Source organism: Nonomuraea sp. NPDC003804 (assembly GCF_040610675.1).
GTDB lineage: Bacteria > Actinomycetota > Actinomycetes > Streptosporangiales > Streptosporangiaceae > Nonomuraea.
Genome location: NZ_JBEXMT010000019.1, coordinates 82,508 through 105,741, shown reverse-complemented (window position 1 = coordinate 105,741; position 23,234 = coordinate 82,508). Strand labels below are relative to the sequence as shown.

22 protein-coding genes are annotated in these 23,234 nt (G+C 72.4%); 18 read left to right on the top strand and 4 right to left on the bottom strand.

What is annotated here, in order from left to right; translation table 11 throughout:
• Nucleotides 1-33: 33 nt before the first annotated feature.
• Nucleotides 34-858 carry an alpha/beta hydrolase gene (locus ABZX22_RS25520; RefSeq protein ID WP_354913372.1) on the bottom strand — a complete coding sequence of 275 codons (825 nt, stop codon included), beginning with the start codon at nt 856-858 and terminating at the stop codon, nt 34-36.
• Nucleotides 859-1,250: 392 nt separating this feature from the next.
• Here ABZX22_RS25520 and ABZX22_RS25515 point away from each other — a divergent pair, with 392 nt between their 5' ends.
• From ABZX22_RS25515 to ABZX22_RS25460, 12 genes are all read left to right on the top strand, one after another.
• Nucleotides 1,251-1,529: an FmdB family zinc ribbon protein gene (locus ABZX22_RS25515; RefSeq protein WP_354913371.1), complete on the top strand. Its 279-nt coding sequence runs from the start codon at nt 1,251-1,253 to the stop codon at nt 1,527-1,529.
• A gap of 125 nt (nt 1,530-1,654) precedes the next feature.
• The gene (locus tag ABZX22_RS25510; RefSeq protein ID WP_354913369.1) at nt 1,655-2,314 is read left to right on the top strand and encodes an AmiS/UreI family transporter; all 660 of its coding nucleotides are present in this window, start codon (nt 1,655-1,657) and stop codon (nt 2,312-2,314) included.
• A gap of 87 nt (nt 2,315-2,401) precedes the next feature.
• Complete coding sequence (fmdA, locus tag ABZX22_RS25505; protein WP_354913368.1) at nt 2,402-3,649, top strand: formamidase; 1,248 nt, start codon at nt 2,402-2,404, stop codon at nt 3,647-3,649.
• A 371-nt stretch (nt 3,650-4,020) separates the two neighbouring features.
• The gene (locus ABZX22_RS25500; RefSeq protein ID WP_354913367.1) at nt 4,021-4,449 is read left to right on the top strand and encodes a hypothetical protein; all 429 of its coding nucleotides are present in this window, start codon (nt 4,021-4,023) and stop codon (nt 4,447-4,449) included.
• Nucleotides 4,450-4,655: 206 nt separating this feature from the next.
• A complete protein-coding gene (locus tag ABZX22_RS25495) occupies nt 4,656-8,720 on the top strand; it encodes a hypothetical protein (RefSeq protein WP_354913365.1) in 4,065 nt (1,354 codons plus the stop codon).
• Nucleotides 8,721-8,783: 63 nt separating this feature from the next.
• Entirely contained in the window at nt 8,784-9,086 is a 303-nt protein-coding gene (locus tag ABZX22_RS25490) for an antibiotic biosynthesis monooxygenase (RefSeq protein ID WP_354913363.1), read from the top strand.
• A 166-nt stretch (nt 9,087-9,252) separates the two neighbouring features.
• Nucleotides 9,253-11,103 carry an ABC transporter substrate-binding protein gene (locus tag ABZX22_RS25485; RefSeq protein WP_354913361.1) on the top strand — a complete coding sequence of 617 codons (1,851 nt, stop codon included), beginning with the start codon at nt 9,253-9,255 and terminating at the stop codon, nt 11,101-11,103.
• A complete protein-coding gene (locus ABZX22_RS25480) occupies nt 11,096-12,103 on the top strand; it encodes an ABC transporter permease (RefSeq protein ID WP_354913359.1) in 1,008 nt (335 codons plus the stop codon). Before ABZX22_RS25485 ends, ABZX22_RS25480 begins: the two co-directional genes overlap by 8 nt.
• Nucleotides 12,100-12,918: an ABC transporter permease gene (locus ABZX22_RS25475; protein WP_354913357.1), complete on the top strand. Its 819-nt coding sequence runs from the start codon at nt 12,100-12,102 to the stop codon at nt 12,916-12,918. Before ABZX22_RS25480 ends, ABZX22_RS25475 begins: the two co-directional genes overlap by 4 nt.
• Complete coding sequence (locus ABZX22_RS25470; protein WP_354913355.1) at nt 12,911-13,876, top strand: ABC transporter ATP-binding protein; 966 nt, start codon at nt 12,911-12,913, stop codon at nt 13,874-13,876. The genes ABZX22_RS25475 and ABZX22_RS25470 overlap by 8 nt, the downstream gene beginning before the upstream one ends.
• Nucleotides 13,873-14,766 (top strand): ABC transporter ATP-binding protein, encoded by an 894-nt coding sequence (locus ABZX22_RS25465; RefSeq protein ID WP_354913353.1) that lies wholly within the window; start codon nt 13,873-13,875, stop codon nt 14,764-14,766. Before ABZX22_RS25470 ends, ABZX22_RS25465 begins: the two co-directional genes overlap by 4 nt.
• Entirely contained in the window at nt 14,763-15,725 is a 963-nt protein-coding gene (locus tag ABZX22_RS25460; RefSeq protein ID WP_354913351.1) for an LD-carboxypeptidase, read from the top strand. The genes ABZX22_RS25465 and ABZX22_RS25460 overlap by 4 nt, the downstream gene beginning before the upstream one ends.
• Nucleotides 15,726-15,744: 19 nt before the next feature.
• On the opposite strand, the gene ABZX22_RS25455 is transcribed toward ABZX22_RS25460, so the two are convergent.
• Nucleotides 15,745-16,716: an adenylate/guanylate cyclase domain-containing protein gene (locus ABZX22_RS25455; RefSeq protein WP_354913349.1), complete on the bottom strand. Its 972-nt coding sequence runs from the start codon at nt 16,714-16,716 to the stop codon at nt 15,745-15,747.
• A 44-nt stretch (nt 16,717-16,760) separates the two neighbouring features.
• Here ABZX22_RS25455 and ABZX22_RS25450 point away from each other — a divergent pair, with 44 nt between their 5' ends.
• Nucleotides 16,761-17,447: a TIM barrel protein gene (locus ABZX22_RS25450; RefSeq protein WP_354913347.1), complete on the top strand. Its 687-nt coding sequence runs from the start codon at nt 16,761-16,763 to the stop codon at nt 17,445-17,447.
• On the top strand, nt 17,444-18,520 hold the full coding sequence (locus tag ABZX22_RS25445) for a Gfo/Idh/MocA family oxidoreductase (protein ID WP_354913345.1): 1,077 nt from the start codon (nt 17,444-17,446) through the stop codon (nt 18,518-18,520). The genes ABZX22_RS25450 and ABZX22_RS25445 overlap by 4 nt, the downstream gene beginning before the upstream one ends.
• A gap of 40 nt (nt 18,521-18,560) precedes the next feature.
• Here the strand turns inward: ABZX22_RS25445 and ABZX22_RS25440 are convergent, their stop codons facing one another.
• Nucleotides 18,561-19,535 (bottom strand): aldo/keto reductase, encoded by a 975-nt coding sequence (locus ABZX22_RS25440; RefSeq protein ID WP_354913343.1) that lies wholly within the window; start codon nt 19,533-19,535, stop codon nt 18,561-18,563.
• A 62-nt stretch (nt 19,536-19,597) separates the two neighbouring features.
• Here ABZX22_RS25440 and ABZX22_RS25435 point away from each other — a divergent pair, with 62 nt between their 5' ends.
• The 3 genes from ABZX22_RS25435 (at nt 19,598) to ABZX22_RS25425 (ending at nt 21,576) form a co-directional block, all read left to right on the top strand.
• Nucleotides 19,598-20,512 (top strand): LysR substrate-binding domain-containing protein, encoded by a 915-nt coding sequence (locus tag ABZX22_RS25435; RefSeq protein WP_354913341.1) that lies wholly within the window; start codon nt 19,598-19,600, stop codon nt 20,510-20,512.
• A gap of 88 nt (nt 20,513-20,600) precedes the next feature.
• Complete coding sequence (locus tag ABZX22_RS25430; protein WP_354913339.1) at nt 20,601-21,284, top strand: acetylxylan esterase; 684 nt, start codon at nt 20,601-20,603, stop codon at nt 21,282-21,284.
• Nucleotides 21,226-21,576 carry an acetylxylan esterase gene (locus ABZX22_RS25425; RefSeq protein ID WP_354913497.1) on the top strand — a complete coding sequence of 117 codons (351 nt, stop codon included), beginning with the start codon at nt 21,226-21,228 and terminating at the stop codon, nt 21,574-21,576. The genes ABZX22_RS25430 and ABZX22_RS25425 overlap by 59 nt, the downstream gene beginning before the upstream one ends.
• Nucleotides 21,577-21,589: 13 nt before the next feature.
• Here the strand turns inward: ABZX22_RS25425 and ABZX22_RS25420 are convergent, their stop codons facing one another.
• Nucleotides 21,590-22,207, bottom strand: a complete 618-nt coding sequence (locus ABZX22_RS25420; RefSeq protein ID WP_354913337.1) for a bifunctional 4-hydroxy-2-oxoglutarate aldolase/2-dehydro-3-deoxy-phosphogluconate aldolase — start codon at nt 22,205-22,207, stop codon at nt 21,590-21,592.
• 85 nt (nt 22,208-22,292) lie between these two features.
• On the opposite strand from ABZX22_RS25420, the gene ABZX22_RS25415 reads away from it, so the two are divergent.
• A complete protein-coding gene (locus tag ABZX22_RS25415) occupies nt 22,293-23,234 on the top strand; it encodes a sugar kinase (RefSeq protein ID WP_354913335.1) in 942 nt (313 codons plus the stop codon).

The following is a 23,234-nucleotide window of genomic DNA, read 5'->3' as shown; positions in this document are numbered from 1 at the left end:
CCTGGCCTCCTCCGATCGTGCGTTCGGTCCATCTCAGCCGCGCAGCACCTCGTCCAGCCTGGCGGCGAACGGCCCGGCCGCCGTGGTGAACCCGGCGTGGTCGCCGGGGAAGACCACCGGCTCGACGTCCAGGGCCTCGGCCAGCGCGATCGCCGTACGGCGGGCCAGCTGCCCGTCGGTGGTCTCGCCGATGCCGACCACGATCCTGGGCCGGCCGGCCCGCAGCGTCTCCACGTCGGGCCGGAAGCCGCTCAGCGGCCTGACCCCGTGCGCCAGGAAGAAGGCGAGGTTGCCGCCCATCCTGCCGAACATCTCCATCTGCTCGGGCGTCGGCGGCTCCTGCGGCGGGGTGGGGGCGTTCTCGCCCATGCCGATGAGCTCCTCGAACCGCTTCATGCCCGCCGGTACCCCCTCGCGGTGGTAGGCCGCCTCGACCTCGAGCATTCCCGCGGTGACCGTGTCGGCGTCGGGCAGCAGCGCGACGCACGGCGGCTCGTGCGCGACCAGCGTGTGGACCAGCGAGGGGTGCCTGGCGGCCAGGTTGAGGGCGATCTGGGCGCCGCCGCTGCTGCCGAGCACGTACGCGGGCGCGCCGCCGAGCGCGGTGAGCAGCGCCGCCGCGTCGTCGCCGTGGACGTCGACGTCCTGGTCGAGGGTGGGGTCGTCGGGAATGCTGCGCGAGTTGCCGCGCGGGTCGTAGGAGACGACCGTGTAGCGGTCGGCGAGCGGGGCGGCGATGGCCGAGAAGATGCCCGCGTCCGTGGGGCCGCCGGGGATCATCAGCAAGGTCGGGCCCGCGCCCTGCACCTCGTAGTAGAGCTGTGCGCCGGGAACCTGCAAGGTCTCTGTCTTCGTCATGCGAGGAGCCTCTCACCGACAAATTTTTTTGTCAAGGGCCTTCTGGTGTCCGGGCCGGCGACCGCGCGGTCTCGGGGGCGCCGAACCGCCGCGACGACCGGGCCGGGAGCCGTCAAACGTCCGGCAAATCCTCACGCGTCATCGGAAGAGCAGTCGGCCGCCCGTTAAAAACCTGGCTACATCCCACCGGCGTGCGCGGAGGTTGAGTTACAGTTCTCCGCTTTCCCCCTCAAAACAGCGCGCCAAGCCGCCTCGGCGGCCCTTACCGCCGGATTGACATGGCGTTGAGGAAGAGGTTGCCTGAAGTATGCCTAGATCGCCGTGGGCCGGCGACGGGTCTGCGGTGCCGAAGGCCGGAGAAGTGCGAGCTTGATCTCTGGCGGAGGATGCCTATGGCAATCTACGAGTACCGCTGCGCCGATTGCGGGCGATTCGAGGTGCGGCTGCCGATAGGCACCGCCACGACGACGTGCGACTGCCCCACCTGTCAACGCCCTGCCCAACGGGTCTTCTCCTCGCCGTACCTCAGCCGGGTCGCCCCGGCCGTGGCCGCCGCGCGCGCCAGCGAGGAGCGCAGCCAGGAAGCACCCGAGGTCGTCACGAGCGTGCCACCGGCGCGGCGGCGCAGGTCGCCGCCGCACCCCGCGCTGTCGCGCCTGCCCCGGCCCTGACAACGGAATCAACGCGGACACGCGTGCGTGAACAGCTCACGCGCGCGTCCGAACACGGCGGCACCCACCGGGCCGTCCGGCGTGGGTGATGCCGCCACACCACAACACCAGGAGGTGCGTCGCTCATGGGAGCCGTCGGACTGCTCTACGTCGGCGCGGTGCTCTTCATCAACGGACTGATGCTCCTGAAGAAGGTGGAACCGCGCGCGGCAGGCGTCTTCAACCTCTTCGTCGGGACGCTGCAGGTGATAACACCCACGGTGCTGATCATCACCAGCGGCGGGGACGCGTTGACGATCCTCGGCGCGTCGGGGATCTATCTCTTCGGTTTCACCTACCTCTACGTCGGGATCAACCTGCTCGGCGGGTTCGACTCGACAGGAATCGGCTACTTCTCGCTGTTCGTGGCCATCATGGCGATCGGGTACTCGTGGGCGAACTTCCAGCTCCTCGGTGATCCGGCGTTCGGCGTCATCTGGCTCTACTGGTCGTACCTGTGGTTCCTCTTCTTCGTGCTGCTGGGTCTGAAGAACGAGCAGATCACCACGTACACGGGCTGGGTCACGGCGATCGAGGGATGGATCACGGCGGCGATCCCCGCGTTCATGGTCCTCACCGGCTACTGGCGGAACACCAACGTCATCGCGATCGTCCTCGCCGTGTTCGGCCTGGTGGTCTTCATCGCGTTGTGGCCGCTGACCCGCAAGCGGGAGCCCGCCCCCGCCGAGCCGACGCCGAGCGACCAGCTGGGCGCGGAAGGCAGGCGCCGGCCCCGCTGGACGTGAGACGAGGAGATCCGCAACCGGGAAGGAGGTGATGCCCGCGCCGCCATCGAGTCTCCACCGACACCATCAGCAAGGAAGGCATGCACCATGCCCAATGTCGTCTTCGGCGTCGACCAATCGATGTCCATGCGCGACCAGAAGATCCCCGGGCACAACCGCTGGCACCCGGACATCCCGGTGGCCGACATGGTACGTCCAGGGGACGAGTTCCGAGTCGAGTGCAGGGAATGGACCGACGCCCAGATAGGCAACAACGACTCCGCCAACGACGTACGCGACGTCGACCTTACCGTCGCGCACGTGCTGAGCGGACCCATCGGGGTGGACGGCGCCGAGCCGGGCGACCTGCTGGTCGTCGACATCCTCGACCTCGGCGCCGTGCCACAGCAGGTCGGGGACGCGCCAGGACAGGGATGGGGGTACACCGGCATCTTCGCCAAGGCGAACGGCGGTGGATTCCTGACCGACTACTTCCCTGACGCCTACAAGGCGATCTGGGATTTCCACGGACAGGTCGCCACATCCCGTCACCTGCCAGGTGTCCGCTACACCGGCATCACCCACCCCGGGCTCTTCGGCACCGCGCCATCGGCCGAGCTGCTCGCCGCCTGGAACCGCCGGGAGCAGGCACTCATCGACACCGATCCGGATCGGGTCCCGCCGCTCGGCCTGCCACCGCTGGCCGAGAACGTCATCGCCGGTACGGCGGGCGGCGACGTGGCCCAGCGGGTCGCCAGCGAGGGCGCCCGCACCGTTCCGGCACGGGAGAACGGCGGAAACCACGACATCAAGAACTTCACCCGCGGGGCCAGGGTCTTCTACCCCGTGCACGTGAAGGACGCGAAGCTCTCCGGAGGTGACCTGCACTTCAGTCAGGGCGACGGCGAGATCACCTTCTGCGGGGCGATCGAGATGGGCGGTTACATCGACTTCCACGTCGACCTCATCAAGGGCGGCATGGAGAAGTACGGTGTCACCACCAACCCGCTCTTCATGCCCGGCAACGTCGAGCCGCGCTACTCGGAGTTCCTGTCGTTCATCGGGATCTCCGTCGACCACGACACCGACACCAACTACTACCTCGACGCGACGGTGGCCTACCGCAGAGCATGCCTCAACGCCGTCGAGTACCTCAAGAGGTGGGGCTACTCCGGAGAGCAGGCCTACCTGCTCCTCGGTTCGGCGCCGATCGAGGGGCGTGTCAGCGGCATCGTCGACATTCCCAACGCCTGCTGCTCGCTCTACCTGCCCACGGCGATCTTCGACTTCGACGTCCGTCCGAACCCGGAGGGGCCCGTCAGGAAGGAACGCGGGCAGTGCGCGGTGACGAGCTGACCGCCACCGAGGGCCGGACGGCCCTCGCGGACAGGAACGGCCGCCGCGCGATCCTCGATCGGTGAGGAGGAGCAACACGGAGCGCACGGCGGCCGTGATCGTGCCATTTCCGGCTATTGACCGGCTTGCCGGTTTATTAAAGTTTTGGTCTGTTTATCGGTATCTTGGGTTTCCTGCGTGATTCGGGGTCAAGCGCCTTCCGTGCCAGGTCGGAGGCGCTTTCGTGGCGTGTCGCGATCATTCTGTCGACAGTCAAACCGGCTGACCAAGTACGAAGAATGCGCAAAAATCCGGTTATTCTCGCTTGTAGTCCGCAACCCCTGCCAACTCCCGGCCACGAGTACGCGCCGGCCACGTCGAAGGGTTGATTCATGAACAATGACGCCGTGTGGGTCCGTAGCGTGACGGGCATCCAGTTGCACCACACCACGGACCTCCAGGACGCCAGCCGATTCCTGGGCAACGCGGTGATGGCGCTGCGGGCCGCGCACGTACGAACGGGCGACGGCCGGTACTTCGACCTCGCCGACCAGCTCAAGGTCATGGTGGCCGAGGCACGCACGCTGGAGGGCCAGGCCAGGGAGCGCATGCAGGCGCTGCACTCCGCCGACCCCCAGCAGTTCGTCCGCTGCCGCGAGGGCGAGGAGCCCTGGCCCGACGAGATCCAGGCGGGCTTCGTGCCCCGCCACACCTGCAACGATCGGTGCCTCTACCATGATCACGACGTGCTGGACGCCATCATGCAGTGCATTTGCGCCCGTCCCCCGTGCCGGGCGTGCGCCATCGCCGGCGCCCCGTGACGCGAGCGGTACGGCTCGTCACCCGGCACGCCCCTGCGCGGTGAAACCTTCTGCGCCCGGCGTGCGAAGGTCCCTGAGTGCCACGGTGGACAGGCGCGGACTTGACCAGATCCGTCAGTAAATCCGGACTTGACGGATTGTGGGCAGGTATGGTCGGCTCTTACCTTTCGTGATCAGTCGGCCACATATCCGGGGGAAAGCCAGTCATGCCGCGGCTGTCCTGTGTCCTGCTCGTCTGCGCGCTGGTCGCCGGCGTGCCCACGGCGGCGCACGCCGTACCCGTGACCGGGCGAGCACCGGCCGGTGCGGCGGCGGCCGGATGGCGCGGTGCCGCCGAGGACGGCAGGCCGCGGATCGAGCCGGTACCCCGGGTGCGGGTCCCGGCCGCGGCACAGGCGGGGACGGCGCGCAGGCTCTCCCTGGCGGCAGGGGCCGAGGCCGAACGGCACCAGGGCCCGGGCGAGCCGGCCGTGACGATCCCCGCGGGCCCTGCGCTGGTCGACCAGGTGATCGCCGAGGCCGGCAAGCGGATGTCGGGGCCGGCCCCCTCACCCGAGCTCGTCCTGCCCGCCGCCGAGCCGGGCGGGCTGACCCTGCTGCCGGTCCCGAAGGGCCGCAGGCTCCCGCTGCCGTCCGAGATCCGCCTCCCCGTGGTGGGAGAGGGGGTGCCGGTGGCCACGTTCAAGCTGTGCGCGTCCAGTGCCGCGCTGCCCGCCGCGTGCTCCTCCGCGCGGCCGGTGGCCACGCCCGTCCAGGCGGACGTCACCGGCGACGGCATGCCCGACCTGCTCGCCACGCTGGTGCCGCAGCAGGCCGAGGGCGAGCGGGCCGGCATCGGCTTCGGCGTCGTCCAGCTCGGCGGCCCCGTCAAGGCGCAGGTGTGGGCGGAGTACGCGGTCGGTTCCGGCACGGTGGTGAAGGTCGGCTTCGACGGCTACCGCAGGGGCACCGAGCTGGCGGGGCGCGACTGGGGGGTCTTCACCGTCGACCTGCCCGCGCTCGCGGCCGGGCGCGTCGACGTGCGGGCGACCGTACGGCGCAGCGCCCCCGGATCCTCCGCCGCCACCATCGCGGGACTGGAGGGCAAGGCCGTGGTCAGCCTGCGCCAGACGCCTGCCACCGAACGCTTCAGCGCCCACGCCATGCTCGACGGCGGCCGCAGCGCGCTGACCGCCACCGCCTCGGCACCCGCCGAGCTCGACGCCCTCGTGGTCGCGGAGCGGCGCCGGTTCACCCAGGTGACGGTGGACCGGATGGGCACCCGGCTGACCGCCGAGCTGACCAGGCCCGGTGCCGTCCACTTCGCCGGCACCGCGCCCATCGCCAGGGCGAGCTTCCACGACTACGTGTTCAGCGACGGCAGGCTGTCCAGGGCCGCCGGGCTGTCGATCACCCGGCTGCCGCGCGAGTTCCGCGCCACCGCCACACCCCAGGGGCTGTCGGTCACCTCCGGCGCGCCCCGGGCCAAGGCCGCCGACCTGAGCTTCTACGACGCCGCCAGGGACCAGACGGTCGTCAGCGCGCGCCTGACCGGACTCCCGGCGACCATGACCGTCGAGCACGACGCCGCCGCCAACCGGATCGTCCACACCGCCAGCTCGCCCCTGGGTCAGCTGACACTGCTGCTCCAGCGCGGGCAGGGCGCGATCGCCGCCCTGCCCGGCGACCATGTCACCATGATCAAGGACGGCGGCCGGCTGGGGGTCTCGGGCAGGCTGGCCGGGGTGGCGGGCTTCGACGCCACGTACGGCGCCGCGCCGCGCGTCCGGCTCGAGCTGGGGTCGGGCGGCAGGCCGTTCACCGGGGCGGCCGACATCGACGGGACGCACCTGGCCAGGCTGGAGATCTCCAACACGCCCGCGAAGGTGACCGCGGACCTGGATCCCGGCGCCCGCACGGCCCGCTACACCGCGCGCGGGACCATCGAACGGCTGCGCGCCGCCTACGCCAACCGGAAGACGGGGCTGAGCGTCGACGCGAGCGTGCGCGGGGTCAGGGGGCGCGTCAAGGCGTCGTGGGCGCTCGGCCCGACGACGACCGTGGAGGTGGCCGCCCCCGGCAGGCTCGGCCGGATCGACCTGCACGCGGGCGCGCCGCAGGGGGTGGTGCGGGCGAGCGTGAAGGGGGTGCGCGGGCACCTCACCGCGGTGGCCGACACGGTGGGCAGGCGGCTGGAGTGGACCGCCGACGCGCCTGTCGCCTCGGTCGTGGCGTCGGCGAGGGCGGGGGAGCTGCGCGCCGGTTTCACCGTCACGGGCGTACCCGCCCGCTGGGCGGCCACCTGGTCCCTCCCCGGCACCCCGCCCTCAGGAACCCAGCCTTCCGTCACCCCGGCGGCCACTGCCACCCCGGCAGTCACCAGCACCCCGGCCGCTACCAGCACCCCCGCCGCCACCCAGGTGAGCTTCCGGGGGCTGTCCGGCCCGATCGGCTCGGCGACGATCGCCGTCGCCAACCACGCCGACGCCACCGCGCCCATCGGCCCGCACCTGGCCGCCCACCACGACGCCGGCACCGGCAGGTTCGACGCCAGCGTCCGCCTCGACGGCCTGCGCAGGGCCGACCTCGCCGGGAACGCGACCGGCACCGGGTTCACCGCCGACGTGCAGGCCGCCCGCCGTCCCCTCGCCGTGGACGCCGACCTGCGCACCGCCACGGGAGACCGCTTCGGGGCCGCGGCCACGCTCGGCCCCGCCCCCGGCCGGATCGCGATCTCCAGCGCGAACGGCCGGCTGACCTACGACGCCTCCACCGTCAACCTGACCGGCCAGGTGTGGCTCGGCAACGCCGCCGCCGTCCCCGACGCGCCGCACGTCAAGGGCGGGATCTCGCTCGTCGACGGCGGCACCCCAGCGCGGCCCGGCCTGCGGGCCCACGTCGACCTCGAGGGACTGCCCGGCACGGTGGACGTCGACCTGGCCAGGAAGACCTTCACCTTCTCCGGCTTCCACCCGGCGGGCCGCAGACTGGCCCTCTACCTCGACAGCCGCGTGCTGGCCCCGGTCCCGATCAGGGCCAGCGCCACCCTCACCGGGCTGCCGTCCGCGGTCACCCGCATGACCGTCGGCCCGTTCGCCCTGCAGGGGCAGTCCGTCACGGCCGGCTACGCCGTCGAACCCGCCGCCACGCTCGGCAGCCTGGAGGTCCGCGCCGAGGCCGACCAGGGCAGGCTGCGCGGCCGGGTGCTCGTCGACCCCGTGCCCGCCGCGGTCTCGGTCACCGGCGCGTACGGCGGCCGCACCAGGATCCGGGTGCGCAACTCCGCCCCGGTGGAGCGCCTGGAGGCGGCGGTGACGTCGGGCGCGGCGACGGGATCGCTGCGGTTCACGGACGTCCCCTCGGTCTTCGGCCTCGACGCCGACACCAACGCCTCGGCCCTGCGGCTGCCCACGCTCACCTACAAGGCCGACGCCGGCACCCTCGACGGGCTGCTCGCCGTCCAGGCGGGACTGATCGAGAAGGTCTACCGGCCGTCGCGGGGCCGCGTGCTCGACACCGTCCTGGAGGTCGGCGACCTGGCCGCCGACACCACCGCCAGGCTCAACCCCGACCTGTCCATCGACCTGGCCTCCAAGCCCTCGCCCACCCGGTTGCTGCGCGCCCGCACGGGGCTGGAGCTGGAGCCCGTGCCGGCGCGGAAGGTCTCGGCCCGCAAGGACGTGCCGTATGCGGGCGGCTTCCTCGCCTACCGGCTCGACGGACGGTTCGGGCTCGGTCCGAGCAGGATCGACGAGGTGACGATCGCCGTGCACGCGATGTCGTGGCTGCGGATCCGTCCCGGCAAGGTGCCTTTCGGGGCGGCGGCGCCGGCGGCCTTCGGGTTCGTCTCGCCCGGGTTCGAGGGCGGCTACGACCGGCTCGACCTGCGGGCAGGCGGGGTGGACCTGCGGCCCGACGTCCGGCTGGACGTCAAGGTCACCCGGAGCGTCGGCGCCGACGTGTTCGCCGAGCGGGTGCGGATGGGCCGGGCCACCTCGCTGCGGCTGCGCCGCTACGACCAGCGGATGCGGCCCATCAGCTCCAGGCAGGCGGTCACGGCGGGCAGCGTGCCGCTGGCGTGCGTGACGGTCGGCACCAAGCCGGGCGTCGTGCCCGTCCGGCGGGGCGACACGCTGACGCTGCGCGGGGCGGACGGGCCGCAGATGGTCTCGCTGCTCGACCCGGGCGGCCAGGTGCCCGGGTACGCGATCGACCTGCTCACCCACTTCATGTCGCCGTTCCCCGGGGCGGAGTGGAAGGTCTCCTCGGTCGAGGCGGGCCGCTGCGACTAGGCCGGGCGTCCGGGCGGGCTGCGGGCATCTATGAAGGGACACCGCACCCGTACGGAGGAACCCATGATCGCCCGGATCTGGCACGGCGCCACCCCGATCGAGAAGTCAGCCGACTACCTGAGACTGATGCGGGAGGTCGCGATCCCCGACTACCGGTCGACGCCGGGCTGCCGGGGCGCCTACGTGTTGCGTCGTGAGGAGGGCGACGTCGCCCACTTCATCACGCTCACCTTCTGGGACAGCGAGGAGTCGGTCGCCGCGTTCGCCGGCGACGACGTCACCGTCGCCAAGTACTACGACTTCGATGCCGACTACCTGCTGGAGCAGGAGCCTCGGGTGACCCACCACGACCTGTACGACCGGTGAAGCCGCCGGTGCCGGTCGGCCGGCCGGCACCGGGGCGCCGCCGGCGGGGCCGCGGCGCAGCCTCGAAAAGTTGAGGGGTGAGGCTCACAAGCGTTCACGATCGTTGGGGTGATGCTCGCGGGTCGCCAGCATTCCTACATCCCCACCCCCCGAGGAGCACACCCCGATGTGGATTGGAAAAGCGCTGCTCGCCTGCGCGCTGCTGACCACCGCGGCCGTCCCCGCCGCGACCGCCTCCGCCGCCACCGCCTCCGCCGCCACCGCGCCCGCCGCCACCGCGCCCGCCCGGGAGACGACGCTGCGGGTGAAGATGTCGGGATCGGGCGTCGACACGCTCAACCCCTTCCTCGCCTTCTTCAACGGCGCGCTCGACATCTTCGGCACGATCTATCCCTCGCTCAACTCCCTCGACGAGAACGGCAAACCCGGACCCTACCTGGCGACCTCGTGGACCCAGGGCCCCGACCAGCTGACCTGGACCTTCAAGCTGCGGGAAGGGCTGAAGTGGAGCGACGGGCGGCCGATCACCGCCGAGGACGCCGCCTGGACCCTCGAGCTGATCAGGACCGACACGGTGGCGGGCACCGCCAACGGCTCGCTGGTCAGCAACTTCGAGAAGGTGAGCGCGCCCGATCCCACCACGCTGGTGATCAAGACCAAGAAGCCGCAGGCGAACGTCATGTACGTCAGCATCCCGATCAGCGGGATCCCCATCGTGCCCAAGCACGTCTGGGAGCCGCAGGTGAAGGGGCTGAAGGACTACAAGAACGACGCCTTCCCCGTCGTCGGCTACGGGCCGTGGACGCTCACCGACTACAAGCCCGAGCAGTACGCCAAGTTCGACGCCAACAAGGACTTCGTGCTCGGCGCGCCCGGCTTCGACCACCTGGTCCAGCAGAGCTTCAAGGAGTCGGACGCGGCCGTGGCTGCGCTGCGCAGCGGCCAGCTCGACTACATCAACGGCGTCAACCCGACCCAGTTCACCGCGCTGAAGGGCGACCCCTCGCTGCTGGCCGTCCAGGAGGTGGGCAACGGCTGGACGGGCATCGAGCTGAACCCCGGCGCCAAGACCCGCAGCGGCAAGCCCATCGGGACGGGCCACCCCGCGCTGCGCGAGCAGGTGGTGCGTGACGCGATCGCGCTGGCCATCGACAAGCCGACGCTGGTCACCAAGGTCATCAACGGCCTCGGCCAGCTCGGCCACGGCTACCTGCCGCCCGCCTGGCCGCAGTGGAGCTGGAAGCCCACCGCCGAGGAGGAGCAGCGCTTCGACCCCGCCAAGGCCAACCAGATGCTCGACACCGCCGGCTACGCCAAGGGCGCCGACGGCGTCCGGGTCGACCCGAAGAGCGGCAAGCCGCTGGCGTTCAGGCTCGGCACCCACTCCGACGACTCCGCCGACGCGGCCATCTCCACCTACCTCGTCGGCTGGCTGCAGGCGATCGGCATCAAGCTGACCATCCAGCCGCTCAGCATGAGCGCGCTCAACAGCGACCTGGCCAAGGGCGACTGGGACATCCTGATGGACGGCTGGACCACCGGGCCCGACCCCACCTATCTGCTGGGCATCCAGACCTGCGCCGTCCTGCCGAAGGACGACGGCACCGGCGGCAACACCGAGGCCTACTACTGCGACAAGGACTACGACGCCCTGTTCGAGCGGCAGCTCACCAGCGCCGACCCCGCCGAGCGGGCCGGGATCGTCGCGGAGATGCAGCGCATGCTGTACCGGGCGAACGTCGACCAGATCCTCTACTACGCCAACACCCTCGACGTGGCCCGCACCGACACCGTGCGGGGCATCGTCACCGGCACGCCGAACGCCGAGGGGCTCCACCCGGCGCAGACCGCCTTCTGGAGCTACCTCAAGGCAAGCCCGCCTGCCGTGGCCAAGGCGCCGGCCGCCGGCGGTGGCGGCGGCTCAGGGGTGTGGCTCGGGCTGGGCGCGCTGGTGATCGTCGCCGTCGGCGGCGTGCTGGTGGTGCGCCGCAGGAAGACGGCGGGCGACCGTGAGTAGCCTCGCGTCACGCGGCGGGGCGGCCTCCGGTACGGCGGTGCGCGGCCTCGGCCGCCACCTCGCCGAGAAGCTCGCCACCGCCGTGGTCAGCTTCTTCGTCACGCTCGTCATCGGCTTCGTCATCTTCAGCCTCATGCCGGCCGACCCGGTCAGGACCCTCACCCGGGGTCGTCCCACCAGCGAGGCCCAGCTGGCCCAGCTGCGCCTGCAGCTCGGCCTCGACGATCCGCTGTGGCGGCGCTTCCTGTCCTTCGTCGGCGACACCCTGCGCGGAGAGCTGGGCTACTCCTGGCAGTTCCAGCAGCAGGTCTCCACCCTGGTCGCCGATCGGCTCGGCCCCACGCTGCTGCTCATGGGCACCTCCGCGGTCATCTCGGTCGCGCTCGGGCTGTGGCTGGGCATGCGCAGCGGCTGGCGGCAGGGCAGCGTGTTCGACAGGATCACCTCGGGCGCCTCGCTCACCCTCTGGTCGGTGCCGACGTTCTGGCTCGGCATGATCCTGCTGGTGGCCTTCAGTATCCCGGGGCTGCTGCCCGCGGGCGGCATGAGCGACCCGTCGCTGCCCGGGACCGACGTGCTCGACGTGGCCCGTCACCTGGTGCTGCCCTGCCTCACCATGGTCCTGGTCATCTTCGCGCAGTACGTGACGATCATGCGGTCCTCGATCATCGACGAGCGGGGCGCGGCCTACCTGCTCACCGCCCGCGCCAAGGGCCTCACCGACGGGGGCGTGCGCCGCAGGCACGCCGCGCCCAACGCCCTGCTGCCCTCGGTCACCATGATCTTCATGCACCTCGGCACGCTGGTCAGCGGCGCGATCACCGTCGAGGCCGTCTACTCGTGGCCGGGACTCGGCTACCTCACCTACCAGGCACTCAAGATCCCCGACCTGCCCCTTCTCCAGGGCACGTTCATCATCTTCAGCGCGAGCGTGATCATCATGAACCTGCTGGCCGACCTCGCCTACCGCTTCCTCGACCCGAGGGTGCGTGCCCAATGAGGTCGCTGTTCTGGGGCGTGGGCGTGCTGGCCGCCTTCGCGCTGCTGGCCCTCACCGCCCCCCTCTACATCGGCGACGCCGACCTCAACGTCGTCAAGGTCACCGGACCGCAGCTGTCGCCGCCCGTGGGCGGCTACCCGCTGGGCACCGACCAGGCCGGACGCTCGGTGCTGCTCCTGGTCATCTGGGGCGCGCGGGAGTCGCTGGCCATCGGGCTGATCGCCACCGCGCTCACCGTGCTGCTCGGCAGCGCCGTCGGCCTGCTGGCCGGGCACTACCAGGGCATGATCGGCAAGGCGCTCATGCACGTCACCGACTGGTTCATCGCGCTGCCCAGCCTCCCGCTGGCCATCTCGCTGTCGGCGGTGCTCGGCCAGGGCGCGGCCTCCATCACCATCGCCATCGCCGTCACCTCGTGGACGGCCACCGCCCGCCTGGTCCGCGCCCAGACGCTCGCCGTGGAGGCCAGGCCGTTCATCGAGCGGGCCAGGGTCCTCGGCGCCGGCAACGCCCAGGTGATGCTGCGTCACGTGCTGCCCAACGTCCTGCCGCTGATCCTGGTCTCCAGCACGCTGACCGTCGCGTCGGCGATCCTGTCGGAGGCGACGCTGACCTTCCTCGGCCTGGGCGACCCGACCAGCGTGACCTGGGGCTCCATGCTGCAGGCCGCGTTCGCCGGCGGGGCGGTCACCGCGGGAGCGTGGTGGTACCTGCTGCCGCCCGGCGTCGCGATCCTCATCGTCGTGCTCGGCTTCACGCTCACCGGGCGGGCCGTCGAGCACCTGCTCGACCCCAGGAGGTCCGCTCATGCTTGAGGTGCGCGACCTCACCGTCAGCTACGGCACCCGTGACGGCGCCGCCCAGGCCGTGCGCGGCGTGAGCTTCACGCTCGAGCGCGGCCAGACGCTCGGCGTCGCGGGCGAGTCGGGGTGCGGCAAGTCGACGATGGCGCTCAGCCTGCTGCGGCTGCTGCCCGCCACCGCCCGCGTCACCGGCCAGGTGCTGTTCGAGGGGGAGGACCTGCTCACCGCGCGGTGGGCCAGGCTGCGGGCCGTCCGCTGGAACGCCGTCTCGGTGGTCTTCCAAGGCGCGATGAGCGCGCTCAACCCGGTCCGCACGGTCGGCGACCAGATCTGCGAGCCGATCCTGTTGCACGACAGGGTGGGCGTGAAGGCCGCGCGCGGGCGGGCCGCCGAACTGCTGGAGGCGGTGGGCGTGCCCGCGCGGAGGGCGGGCGACTACCCGCACGAGTTCTCCGGCGGGCAGCGGCAGCGCATCATGATCGCGATGGCGCTGGCCTGCCGCCCCGACCTGATCGTCGCCGACGAGCCGACGACCGCGCTCGACGTGATGGTGCAGGCGCAGATCCTGCGGCTGCTCGGCGACCTGGTCCGCGAGTCGGGCATCGGGGTCATCATGATCAGCCACGATCTGGCGGTCCTGGCGCAGATGTGCGAGCGCCTCGCGGTCATGTACGCGGGCCGGATCGTCGAGACGGGCCCGGCCAAGGAGCTGATCGCCGACCCCCGCCACCCCTACACCAGGGCGCTGGCCAGGGCCTTCCCCACCATCGGCGACCCGGCCTCGAGGCTGGCGCCCGAGGGACTGCCGGGCGACCCGCCGCGGATCGCCGACCTCGGCGACGGCTGCGCGTTCGCGCCCCGGTGCGAGTCGGCGGGGCCCGCGTGCCGTACCGGGGCGATGGAGTTGTGGCCGAGCGGCGAGGGTCGCGCGGCGGCCTGCGTGCACGTGCTGGAGGGAGGGGCGTCATGACGCCGGTGCTGGAGGCGCGCGGGCTGGAGATCGCCTTCGGGCGGGCCCGCGCGGTCGACGGGGTCGACATCGAGGTACGGCAGGGCGAGATCGTCGCGCTCGTCGGCGAGTCGGGCTGCGGCAAGTCCAGCCTGGCCCGCGCGCTCGTCGGCCTGGTCAGGCCCACGCGCGGAGAGGTCCGCTACCGGGGCGCGCCCCTGGACTACCGGCGGCTGAAGGAGTACCGCCGCCACGTCCAGCTCATCCTGCAGGACCCGGGCGGCGCGCTGAACCCCCGGCAGACCGTCAGGGCGGCCGTCGCCGAGGGCCCCCGCCTGCACGGGCTGAAGGACGACCGGGTGACCTCGGCGCTGGCCAGGGCGGGGCTGCGGCCACCCGAGGACTACCTCGGGCGCTACCCGCACGAGCTGTCCGGCGGGCAGCAGCAGCGCGTCGTCATCGCGGGCGCGCTGGCCCTCGAACCCTCGGTGATCGTCGCCGACGAGCCCGTCGCCTCGCTCGACGCCTCGGTCAGGGGCGAGATTCTCAAGCTCATCCTCGGCCTCAGGGACGAGCTCGGGATGTCGGCCCTGGTCGTCACCCACGACCTCGGGCTGGCCTGGAACATCGCCGACAGGGTCGCGGTGATGTACCTCGGCCGGATCGTCGAGTCGGGCACCGTCGAGGAGGTGCTGATCAGGCCCCGCCATCCCTACACCAGGGCCATGCTCGCCGCCGCGTCGGGCACGGCGACGCCGCTGCAGGGCGAACCGCCCGACCCCGCCCGCATCCCCGCGGGGTGCCGCTTCCATCCCCGCTGTCCCAGCCGTACCGACGAGTGCGGCACGATCGACCCGCCGGTGCTCGCGGGAGTCGCCTGCCATCTCACGCCTTTGGAGGAGATTTCGTGATCCGTCCACCCGCTCTGCGTCCCGGCGACCGCGTGGCTGTGATCGCCGCCAGCGGCCCGCCCAACCAGGCCAACCTCGACAGAGGTCTGCGCGCCATGGAGACGGTGGGGCTCAAGCCCGAGGTCTTCAGCGCCGTGCGCATGGGCGGCACCGAGTACGACTACCTGGCCGGTGACGACGTCACCCGGGCGCGCGAGCTGACCGCCGCGCTCTCCGACCCCTCCTTCGCGGCCGTCTTCTGCGCCTGCGGCGGGTACGGCATGCAGCGCACGCTCGAACTGGTCGACTGGTCGCGCGTCCCCGCCGACCGGCCGAAGGTCGTGGTCGGATACTCCGACGTCACCGCCCTGCTGGAGGCGCTGGCCGCCAAGCTCGGCTGGGTCTCCCTGTTCGGCCCCATGGTCGCCTGCGACGGCTTCTACGAGGGACCGGGACAGTACGACTTCGACCAGCTGATGAAGCTGCTGTTCACCCCCGAGCAGGTGCGCGAGCTGACCTTCCCCGACTTCAGGACCGTCGTGCCCGGCGTCGCCGAGGGCCGCACGCTCGGCGGCACCGCGACCCTGCTGGCCGCCTCCCTCGGCACCGACACCAGCCTGCCCGCCCGCGACGCCATCCTCTTCCTCGAAGACGTCGACGAGGAGCTGTTCCGGCTCGACCGCTACATCACCCAGCTGCGCCGCGCCACCTACAGCGACGGGGTGGCGGGCATCCTGCTGGGCACCTTCACCGACTGCGGCGAGCCGCGCGACGTCGAGCGCATGCTGGTCGAACGGCTCGGCGACCTCGGGGTGCCCGTCATGGCGGGCGCCGACATCGGCCACGGCATCGCCATGCAGACCTACCCGATCGGCGTGCGGGCCCGCCTCGACACCGAGCGCGGCACGTTGACCTTCCTGGAGCCCGTGCTCACCCCGCCCGCCGTCCACGACGAGGCCGGCGGAGCCGACCCGGCCTGAGAGCGCTCCGCGGGGCGCCTCAGTCGCGGGGCGCCCTGCGGACCACGGACGGCAGCAGCTCGCCCAGCCCCTTGGCGGTCATCGGCTCGGCGGGCACCAGGGCGAAGCCCGGGGAGGCGGACAGGTCCTCGGCGAGCGCCGGGTCGGCCAGCACGCCACCGGCGGGCGCCAGCGACGTCAACCTGCTGGCCAGGTTGACGGTCGTGCCGAACACGTCGCCCATCCTGCTGATCACCGGGCCGATCGCCAGGCCCACCCGCAGGTCGGGCATGGCCCGGTCGGGGGCGTGCACCTCCAGCAGCCGCAGCGCGATCTCGGCGGCCACCCGGGCCAGATCGGCCACGAACAGCACCGAGTCGCCCAGCGTCTTGACCACCCTGCCGCCCGAGGAGGTGACGACGTCGGCCGACCGGCCCTCGAACCGCTCCACCAGCCCCGCCAGCTCCTTCTCCGCGATCTGGCGGCTGAACCTGGTGAATCCGACCATGTCGGCGAAGCCGACGGCCAGCCGTACGGTGCCGACCTCCTGGTCCACGATGCGGCCGGCGGCCGAGGCGAGCTGGCGGCGCCAGGTGTAGACCAGCAGCTGTTCCAGGGAGGGCACCACGCGGTCGGCGCGCTCCCGCCAGGCCTCCGGGCGCTTGGCCAGCGGCACGCCCGCCAGGTCGAGCGTCTCGGCGCCCAGCTCCGCCTGGGACTCGGCCAGGCTCGCCGTCGCCCTGCCGAGCGCCCTGGTCACCAGGAGCATGTGCTCCTCGTCGTAGCAGCCGTCGCTGACCAGGGCGACCAGCGTCTTCAGCGCCTCGACGTCGGCCTCGGTGAAGACGACCGCGTCGTCGGCGACGTTCGGGAATCCCAGCGCGCGCCAGTAGCGCCGCGCGCGGTAGACCGGCACCCCGGCCATCGCGGCGACCTGCCGGCTGGTGTAGCGCCTGGGCTGGCGAAGGAAGGCCTCCGACAGCAGGTCGATCTGGGACTCGTCGACCGTCATGGGGACATTGCACCACACACCTGGCGTAGTTAGCGTTCAACACCATGAGGTCTTATGCCGTCCAGCTCTACACCCTCCGAGACCATCTGGCCGCCGACCCCACCGCCACCCTTTCCAGACTCGCCTCCCTCGGCTACGAGGCGGTCGAGCCGTTCACCCTCACCCCCGTCGAAGGCTTCCAGGTCCACTCCGCGCACGCCCCGCTGCTGGGCCCCGACAGGGAGGAATACCTGAAGATCGCCGGCACGCTCATCGTGCCCATGGTGGATCCGGCGGAGTTCACCACCGCGGAGGGGATCAGGAGGACCGCCGGCGCACTGAACGCCGCGGCCGCCTGGGGGACGGAACGCGGGGTGCGCGTGGGCTACCACAACCACCACTGGGAGCTGGCCTCGCACGTCGGCGGGCGGCACGCCCTCGAGGCGCTGGCCGACCTGCTGGACCCCGGCGTGATCCTGGAAGTGGACGTCTACTGGGCCGCGGTCGGCGGCGCCGACGTCCCCGAGCTGCTCGGCAGGCTGGGGGAGCGGGTGCGGTTCCTGCACGTCAAGGACGGCCCGGCCAACCTGAAGGACCCGATGACCGCCGTGGGCGCGGGCACGCTGCCCATCCCCGACATCCTCGCCGCCGCGCCCCAGGCCATGCGGGTGGTCGAGCTCGACCGGTGCGCCACCGACATCTTCGACGCGCTCGCCGACTCCCTGGCCTACCTGCGCGAGGTGGACCGGTGACCGGCGTCGCGATCGTGGGGTGCGGCAACATCAGCAGGCGCTACCTCGACAACTTCGCCGCCATGCCCGAGCTGCGCGTGGTCGCCTGCGCGGACCTGGACGCCGACCGGGCCAGAGCCGCCGCCGAGAAGTACGGCGTGCCCGTCGCGGGCGAGGTGTCGCAGGTCCTCGACCACCCCGACGTCGAGATCGTCGTCAACCTGACCGTGCCCGCCGCGCACGCGGAGGTCGCCATGGCGGCCGTCGCCGCCGGACGGCACGTCTACAACGAGAAACCCCTCACGCTCGACCCCGCCACCGGCCGCGAGCTGCTGGCCGCCGCCGAGCGGGCCGGGGTCAGGGTGGGCTGCGCGCCCGACACCTTCCTCGGCGCGGGACTGCAGACCGTCGCCCGCGCCCTGGCCGACGGCGCCATCGGCAGGCCACTGTCGGCGATCACGATCCTGCAGGGCCCCGGCCCCGAACGCTGGCACCCCAGCCCCGAGTTCTTCTTCAAACCCGGCGCCGGACCGCTGTTCGACATGGGCCCCTACTACCTGACGGCCCTGGCCGTGCTGTTCGGCCCCGTCACGAAGGTGGCGGCCAACGGCAGCAGGGCGCACGCCCGGCGCACGGTCGGCTCAGGCCCGCTGGCCGGCTCCGTCTTCGACGTCGAGGTGCTCACCCACGTCAGCGCGCTGCTGGAGTTCGCCGGCGGGCAGCGCGCCACGACCGTCTTCTCCTTCGACTCGCCGCTGGCCCGCGGCGACTTCCTCGAACTCACCGGCACCGAGGCCACGCTCGCCGCGCCCGACCCGAACAACTTCACCGGCCCGGTACGGCTGCGCCGTACCGGAGCGCCCGAATGGACCGACTTACCGGTGGAGGGCACCACCCTGGGACGCGGCATCGGCGTGCTCGAGATGGCCCGCGCCATCGCGGCGGGACGGCCACACCGGGCCTCCGGCGAGCTGGCGGCGCACGTGGTGGAGGTGATGGCGGCGATACTCCAGTCGGCGGAGGAGGGACGCTTCGTCCCCGTCACCTCCACGTTCGTCCCTCCTGCGGTGTGGGAGGACCACCCGGCCGGCTGACCCCGGCTGGTGAGGCGGTCGCGCCACGTGCTGCCGCGCCCTACAGGAGCGTGGCGCCGACCGCCTGGAAGCCGGCCAGCGCGCGGTCCAGCCGGGCCAGCGTGTCGGGGTGCAGGGTGATGCCGGCCGTCTCCAGGTTCTCGGTGATGTGCGCGGGCGTCCTGCTGCCGGGGATCGGGACGACGTGCTCGTCCTGGTGCAGCAGCCAGGCCAGCGCGAGCTGGGCGGGGGTGATGCCGAGCTCGACGGCCAGCGTCCTGATCGGCGCGAACCTGTCGTTGTTCGTGGCCAGGTTGGCCGGGTCGAAGCGCGGCGCGTTGTGCCGGAAGTCGCCCTCCTCGAGCTTGGTGACGCCTCCCGTGAGGAAGCCGGAGCCCAGCGGGCTCCAGGCCACCATGCCGACGCCCAGCTCCCGTGCCGTCGCCAGCAGGTCGGGCTCGATCGGGCGCCACATCGACCACTCGACCTGCACCGCCGTGATCGGCAGCACGGCGTGCGCCGCGCGCAGCTGCCCGGCCGTCACGTTGGACAGGCCCGCGTGCCGCACCAGACCGGCCCGCACCAGGTCGGCGACCGCGCCCATGGTGTCCTCGACGGGCACGCCGGGGTCGGGGTAGTGCAGGTAGTACAGGTCGATCACGTCCGTGTCCAGGTTGCGCAGGCTGCGCTCGGCGTACCCGCGCACCAGCGAGGGGTCGGCGTTGCCGCGCAGCTCGCCGAAGGCGTAGCCCACGGGGATCGAACGGGTCTCCACCCCGGGCGGGACGGCCAGCCCGAACTTGGTCGCCACCACGACCTCGTCCCGCCTGCCCTTGACGGCCCTGCCGACGAGGCGCTCGTTGTGCCCGTCGGGCCCGTAGGCGTCGCTGGTGTCGATGTGGGTGCCGCCGTGATCCATGGCGTGCCGCAGCGCGGTCAGCGCCGAGTCGTCGTCGATCTGCCCGTAGATGCCGGGCGAAAGGACCATCGCCCCGAAGCCGATCGGCGGGACGGTGAGCGTGCCAAGAGTTCTCATGTCTCCGAGCATCCGCCCCCGGGGCCGGGCCGGTCCAAGACATGCCGGTATAACCGATGGTTATGGACATCCATCTGCGTGAGCTGCGGTACTTCGTCGCCGCCGCCGAGGACCTGCACGTGACACGCGCGGCCGAGCGGCTCTTCGTCTCCCAGCCCGCGCTGTCCAAGCAGCTCAGGGCGCTCGAGCGGCAGATCGGCTGCATGCTGTTCGACCGGGTGCCGGGCGGCCTGGCGCTCACCCGCCAGGGGGCGGCGCTGCTGCCCGTCGCCCGCGACCTGCTCGCCCGGTGGGACGAGGGTCTGGACCTGGTACGGCAGGCCGCCCCCACGGGAACGCTTGTCGTCGGCCTGCAGACCGCCGTCGGCAGGGGCATCCAGGCCGAGGCGCTGCGCCGCTTCAGGGAACGCATGCCGGGCTGGACGGTGTCGCTGCGCGTGGTCGGGTGGGAGGACCCGAGCGCGGGACTGGCCGACGGCACCTCGGACGTGGCCTTCCTGTGGTTGCCCGCGCCCGAGGGGATCGCGACCTTCGTGCTGTCGACCGAACGGCGCTTCGTCACCCTGCCGGAGGCGCACCCGCTGGCCGGCCGGGAGGAGATCGCCTTCGCCGACCTCAGGGACGAGCCGTTCGTGGCGCTGCCCGCGGCGGCGGGGCCGATGCGGGAGTTCTGGCTCGGCAGGCCCGACGCGGTCGTCGGCGCGGAGGCGAGCTCGGCCGACGAGGTCTTCGAGGCGGTGCTGGCCGGGCTGGGCCTGGTCCTGCTGGCGGAGGGCAACGCCCAGCTGTACAAGCGTCCTGGGCTGGTCAGCCGGCCGGTCGGCGGGCTGTCGCCGGCTCGCCTGGCCATCGGGTGGCGGGCCGGCGACCACCGCCCCGCGGTGACCGCCTTCCTGGAGGCGCTGGCCGCCGTGGTCGGCCCGCACGGCCCGCACGGCCCGCACGGCCCGGAGGACCCGCACGGCGCGGACGGCTGATCATGGCGTAGGGCGGGAGTCTGGATAGCGCTTTCAGTAAGGGTGAGGTGGAATGTCAGGAGTTGACCTCTGCCCTTCGGGAGACCCTGTGCCCCTGTTCGACCTCCCCCTCGACCGGTTGCGCGAGTACCGCCCGGAGCGTGACGAGCCCGCCGACTTCGACGCGTTCTGGAGCGACACTCTCGCCGAGGCCGCCGAGCACGATCTGGCTCCCTCGTTCACGCCCTACGACATCCCGCTGACCGCCGTGGACGTCTACGACACCTCCTTCGCCGGCTGGGGCGGCCACCGGATCAACGCGTGGCTGATCGCGCCGCGCGGGGCCGAGGGCCCCCTGCCGTGCATGGTGCAGTACATCGGCTACTCGGGCGGCAGGGGCTTCCCCCACGACCACCTCACCTGGCCGGCCGCGGGCCTGGCCGTCCTGGTGGTCGACACCCGCGGGCAGGGCGCGCACAGTCCCACCAGCCCCGGCGCCACCGCCGACCCGCACGGCGGCCGGTCGCCGCAGGCACCCGGCATGATGACCAGAGGCATCCTCGACCCCGCCGACTACTACTACCGGCGGGTGTTCACCGACGCCGTGCGGGCGGTGGACGTGGCCGCGGGACACCCGGCCGTCGACGCGGGCAGGATCGTGGTGTCGGGCGCCAGCCAGGGCGGCGGCATCGCCCAGGCGGTCGCCGCGCTGCGGCCCACGGTGCGGGGGGGCGCTGATCGACGTCCCGTTCCTCACCCACTTCCGCAGGGCGGTCGAGATCACCGGCCGTGACCCCTACCAGGAGATCGTCCGCTTCCTGTCCACCCAGCGGGCCGACGCCGGCACGGTGTTCCGCACGCTGTCCTACTTCGACGGCCTGAACTTCGCCGCGCGCGGCCAGGTGCCGGCGCTGTACTCGGTGGCGCTGATGGACGACGTCTGCCCGCCCTCGACGGTGTTCGCCGCCTACAACCACTGGCAGGCGGACAAGGAGATCACCGTCTGGCCGTGGAACAACCACGAGGGCGGCGGCGGCTTCCAGCGGGAGGAGCAGCTCAGGTACGTGGCCAAACTCCTGGCCTAGTCGGCACGGATCGTCAGCGGGCGGCGCGGAGCGCCGCGAGCAGACCGTGGACGCGTGAGGGGGCCTCGCGCGGCGCGCCGCGGGTGAGCTCGCCGCCGATGCCGACGGCCACCGCGCCCGCGGCGATCCACTCGGGCGCGGTGGCGGTGCTGATCCCGCCCGTCGGGACGATCGGCGCCTGCGGCAGCGCCTGCAGGATGTCGCGCAGCGCCTGCGGGGAGCTCTGCGTCGCGGGGAACAGCTTGACCAGGTCGGCGCCGGCCTCCAGCGCCCTGACGATCTCGGTCGGCGTCGAGGCTCCGGCGACCACCGGCACGCCGTGGCGGTGGCCCGCGCGGATCACGTCCGCGTCGAGCGTGGGGCAGACCAGGAAGCGGGCGCCCGCCTCGATCGCCATTCCGGCCTGGACCGCGTCGAGCACGGTGCCCGCGCCGACGAGCGCGCCGGTGGCCAGCTCGCGGACGGCGGCCAGCGCGCCGGGCGTCGACAGCGACACCTCGACGGCGGCCAGCCCGGCGGCCGACAGCCGCCTGCCGTACGTGACGGCCGTCTCGGCGGACGGTGCGCGGATGATGCCGATCACGCGGTCGGCCACCAGGCGTTCGGTCAGCCGCCACCGGAAGTCACGCACCGGGAGCCCCCGTCCACAATCATGAGTGATGAGATGATTTCCCGGCACTGGTGGAAATGCAAACCCGCGAGCGATGGGGGATGTGGTGACGCGTCCTGACGTGGTCGGTGTCGGAGAGGCGATGGTGCTGCTCCAGCCCGCCGAAGGAGAGCGCCTGGCGACCGCCGGGCGGATGGGCGTGCACGTCGGCGGCGCCGAGCTGAACGTGTGCGCGGCCGTCGCCCGGCTCGGCGGCACGGCCTGGTTCGCCTCGCGCGTGGGCGCCGACCCGTTCGGCGAGCGGGTCCTGGCCGTCGCCGCGTCCCTCGGCGTCGGCACCTCCCTGGTCGGCCGCGACGGCACCAGGCCGACCGGGGTGTTCTTCAAGGAGGTGCTGCCGGACGGGGTCAGGCGCGTGCACTACTACCGGTCGGGGTCGGCCGCGGCCGGGATGGACGACGGCGACGCCGCCGCGATCCTCGACGCCCGGCCGAGGGCGATCGTCGTCAGCGGCATCACGATCGCCCTCGGCGAAGGGCCCGAGCGGCTGGTCCGGGCCCTGGCCGAAGGCGCGCGCTCAGCGGGGGCGTTGCTGATCGTCGACCCCAACCTGCGCCCGGCGCTCGGCCGCCAGGACCGCGTGCTGGCCACGGTGCTCGACCTGCTGCCGCGCACCGACCTGCTGGTTCTCGGCCAGGACGAGGCGGAACCGCTGTTCGGCGCCACGGCACCCGCCGACGTCTTCGCCGCCGCCCTGGCGCGCCGCCCCGAGGGCGTCGAGGTCGTGCTGAAAGCCGGCGCGGACGGCGTCTACTACCACGGCGAGGACGGCGCGGCCGGCCACCTGCCGAGCGCCGCGCGGGTGGTGCGCGACCCGGTCGGCGCGGGAGACGCGCTGCTCGGCGGCTACCTGGCCGCCAGGCTCTCCGGCGCCACGCGCGAGCACGCCGCTCGGGTGGGCAGCGCGCTCGCCGGGCGCATCGTGGAAGTGCATGGCGACGTCGAGGGCCTTCCCTCCGCCACCGAGGCCGCCGCGCTCCTGATGTGA